This window comes from Mesorhizobium sp., from assembly GCF_024509055.1.
Taxonomy (GTDB): domain Bacteria; phylum Pseudomonadota; class Alphaproteobacteria; order Rhizobiales; family Rhizobiaceae; genus Mesorhizobium.
This window is the reverse complement of sequence record NZ_JANINM010000216.1, coordinates 1-2,964: the sequence shown is the minus strand read 5'-3', so window position 1 is coordinate 2,964 and position 2,964 is coordinate 1. Positions and strand designations below refer to the sequence as shown.

General features: G+C 64.5%; 5 protein-coding genes. 1 reads left to right on the top strand and 4 read right to left on the bottom strand.

What is annotated here, in order from left to right:
- Positions 1–314: PadR family transcriptional regulator (locus tag Q0L57_RS10340; protein WP_296742133.1), on the bottom strand; the 314-nt coding region annotated here is incomplete at its 3' end.
- 250 nt (positions 315–564) lie between these two features.
- On the opposite strand from Q0L57_RS10340, the gene Q0L57_RS10335 reads away from it, so the two are divergent.
- Positions 565–1,404, top strand: a complete 840-nt coding sequence (locus Q0L57_RS10335) for a patatin-like phospholipase family protein (RefSeq protein ID WP_296742130.1) — start codon at positions 565–567, stop codon at positions 1,402–1,404.
- Between the two features lie 108 nt (positions 1,405–1,512).
- Here the strand turns inward: Q0L57_RS10335 and Q0L57_RS10330 are convergent, their stop codons facing one another.
- The 3 genes from Q0L57_RS10330 to Q0L57_RS10320 all read right to left on the bottom strand — a co-directional run.
- A complete protein-coding gene (locus tag Q0L57_RS10330) occupies positions 1,513–1,893 on the bottom strand; it encodes a thiol-disulfide oxidoreductase DCC family protein (RefSeq protein ID WP_296742128.1) in 381 nt (126 codons plus the stop codon).
- 67 nt (positions 1,894–1,960) lie between these two features.
- Positions 1,961–2,254, bottom strand: coding sequence for a GYD domain-containing protein (locus tag Q0L57_RS10325; RefSeq protein WP_296742125.1), 294 nt, complete (start codon positions 2,252–2,254; stop codon positions 1,961–1,963).
- A gap of 191 nt (positions 2,255–2,445) precedes the next feature.
- Positions 2,446–2,964 (bottom strand): sigma-70 family RNA polymerase sigma factor (locus tag Q0L57_RS10320; protein WP_296742122.1); only part of this gene is annotated, 519 nt, incomplete at its 5' end.

Sequence of the window (2,964 nt, the reverse complement as noted above, 5' to 3'; positions counted from 1 at the left end):
TCCAGGAAGGTCAGCGTCGGGTAGACCACGCCCGGGCTCGGGCTGTAGATGCCGCTGGTGCGCTCTTCCAGCGCCTTGATGATGTCGTAGCCGTGGCGCGGCGCCTCGGCCAGCAGCGACAACGTGATCAGCTTGAGATCGCCGTCGGCCAGCATGCGCCCGGCGCGGAACATGTCGCCCGGGCCGCCGCGGCCACCGCCCCTGCCGCCGAACGGCCCGAAGCCGCCGCCACCGCGGCCGCCGAATTTGCCGGCCATGTGCATGAACATGCGCTCGCCGAAATGATTGTGCCCGAATTGGTTATGTCTGTGCATGGATTGCTCCTTGAGTTATGTCTTACGATATATCTTAATTAGGCCGAGCCAGTCAGCGAGTCAAGATATATCTTACGATGTATCTAAGATTGTCGCCAGCCGCTGGCTACGGCTTCACGAACACGTGGCTGGCGCCTCGCGAAACAAACGACGCCGCCGTCGCGAACTCTGCGCAAGGCCAAGCTTGCAAGGCTGGCGATGAGAGCGAGGTGGCGTGATGCCGTCAGGGACGAACAACAGGACCGCACTGGTGCTGGCAGGCGGCGGCAGCCTGGGAGCGGTGCAGGTCGGCATGCTGAAGGCGCTGGTCGCCGCTGACGTCACCTGCGACTTCGTCGTCGGTTCCAGCGTTGGCGCCGTCAACGGCGCCTATTACGCCGCGGGAGCCACGGTCGAGAACATGGCACGCCTCGAAACCCTGTGGCGCGGCATCACGCGCAACGATGTCTTTCCGGTCAGTTGGCTCTCATTGCTGGGGTTCGCGCGGCGGCGCGATTTCCTCTCAGGCTCGCACGGTATCCGCGGTCTGGTCGAGCGGCATTTGCCCTATCGCAATCTCGAGGATGCGCCGATCCCGATCCATGTCATCGCCACAGATCTGCTTTCGGGCGAAGCCGTGGTCTTGTCCAAGGGCAATGCGGCCGACGCGATCGCCGCCTCCAGCGCGATCCCGGTGGCCTTCGCGCCGGTGCCTATCGGCGGACGGTTCCTGATCGACGGCGCCGTGACCTCCAACACGCCGGTCCGCGTCGCGGTCGCGCTCGGCGCACGCCGCCTCATCGTGCTGCCGACCGGGTTTGCCTGCAATCTGCACGCGCCGCCGCAGGGGGCCGTGGCCAATGGCCTGCATGCCCTGACGCTGCTGATCGCGCGCCAACTGGTGCGCGAGCTCGATACCTTGCCCGGGGACATCGATTACGCGATCGTCCCGTCGCTGTGCCCGCTCGCGGGCCCGGCTTACGATTTCAGCCGCACCGCCACCCTGATCGCCGATGCGGAGAAATCAACGCGAAACTGGATCGAGGCCGGCGGACTGTCGGCGCGCGTGGTTCCCGACCAGTTGCGACCCCATTCGCATCACCACGCTTAGGGGAATGCCAAGAAGGCATGAAACGCCGCAGGGAACGAGAGCCGGCATCGATAAAAGACCTCGCTCAATCAACGCGATAGAGCCATATCCCGAATCAAGCAGTGAGCCCTACCAACGCCCTCTGCACCGGTTCCAGGCATAGAGCAGGTCCGCGAAGCGGTCATAGGCGAAGCGCGTCAGCGGCAGCGCGACCGGGTTGCCAAACAATGTCGCCAGCCAGCCCTCGCCCGGCGTCATCCGCCAGACTGCAACCGCTACATCGGCGCCGACGAGCAGCCGGCCTTCTGCATCGGTCGCATGCAGCCTGCGCCGGATGTCTTCAAGCGAGGCGTCGAATGCCGAAAGCGCGGTCGGCTCTATATTGATGTCGCGAAATTCGATGCGGCCCGCCTTGACCGTCTCGATCAGCCGACGCTTCTGACGGCTGATGCCGGCATCGCAGACCGGACAGCGCGTGTTGTACCAGACGGTGAGCCGAGGCTTGGGCATGGCTCGACTATCGGCGACCGGGCCCGGCGCCGCAATGTGACGGATCGGCCGGATGCTCTCCCGCGCGTCAACCGAGCGACGAGATGATCTCGCGGTAGGCGAATTCCGGGAAGGCCTTTAGTGTCCGCGTCCGGACGCTGCCACCGGAGGACAGCATCAAGGCAAAGCGCGCAAGCACAGCGTCGTCGGGCGCTTCCACCAGCGCGACCATGTCGAACTCGCCCATGGTGAGATAGAAGGCCTTGAACGAACCGCCCATATCGCCGAGTTGCTTCTTGGCGGCATCGAGCCGCTTCGGCGACTCACGCACGTTTCTGGTCCCCTGCTCCGTCCAGTTCATCAGCAGGATGTAGGTCGTCATCGCACACCTCCTCCGGTGCCACGGAGCACGGCGATCGCGATCGCCGGGGCGGGCACCCGGTCTGTCGCCCGGAACGCATCCGACCTCGAAATTATCCTCCTGTCGGGCAACCTCGACAAGGCGGCGCTACGCCTGCAGGAAACGAAAAAGGGCGCCTAGGCGCCCTTTTGAAGTGTTTGTCCGGTTCCGGCTCAGCTATCCAGGAAGCTTCTCAGCTTACGCGACCTGCTCGGATGCTTGAGCTTGCGCAGCGCCTTGGCCTCGATCTGGCGGATGCGCTCGCGGGTGACCGAGAACTGCTGGCCGACTTCTTCCAGCGTATGGTCGGTGTTCATGCCGATGCCGAAGCGCATTCTGAGCACGCGCTCTTCGCGCGGCGTGAGCGAGGCTAGTACGCGCGTGGTCGTCTCGCGCAGATTGGCCTGAATCGCGGCGTCGATCGGCAGGATCGCCATCTTGTCCTCGATGAAGTCGCCGAGATGCGAATCCTCCTCGTCGCCGACCGGCGTTTCGAGCGAGATCGGCTCCTTGGCGATCTTCAGCACCTTGCGCACTTTCTCCAGCGGCATGGCGAGCTTTTCGGCCAGTTCCTCCGGCGTCGGCTCGCGGCCGATCTCGTGCAACATCTGGCGCGAGGTGCGCACGATCTTGTTGATCGTCTCGATCATGTGCACCGGGATGCGGATGGTGCGCGCCTGGTCGGCGATCGA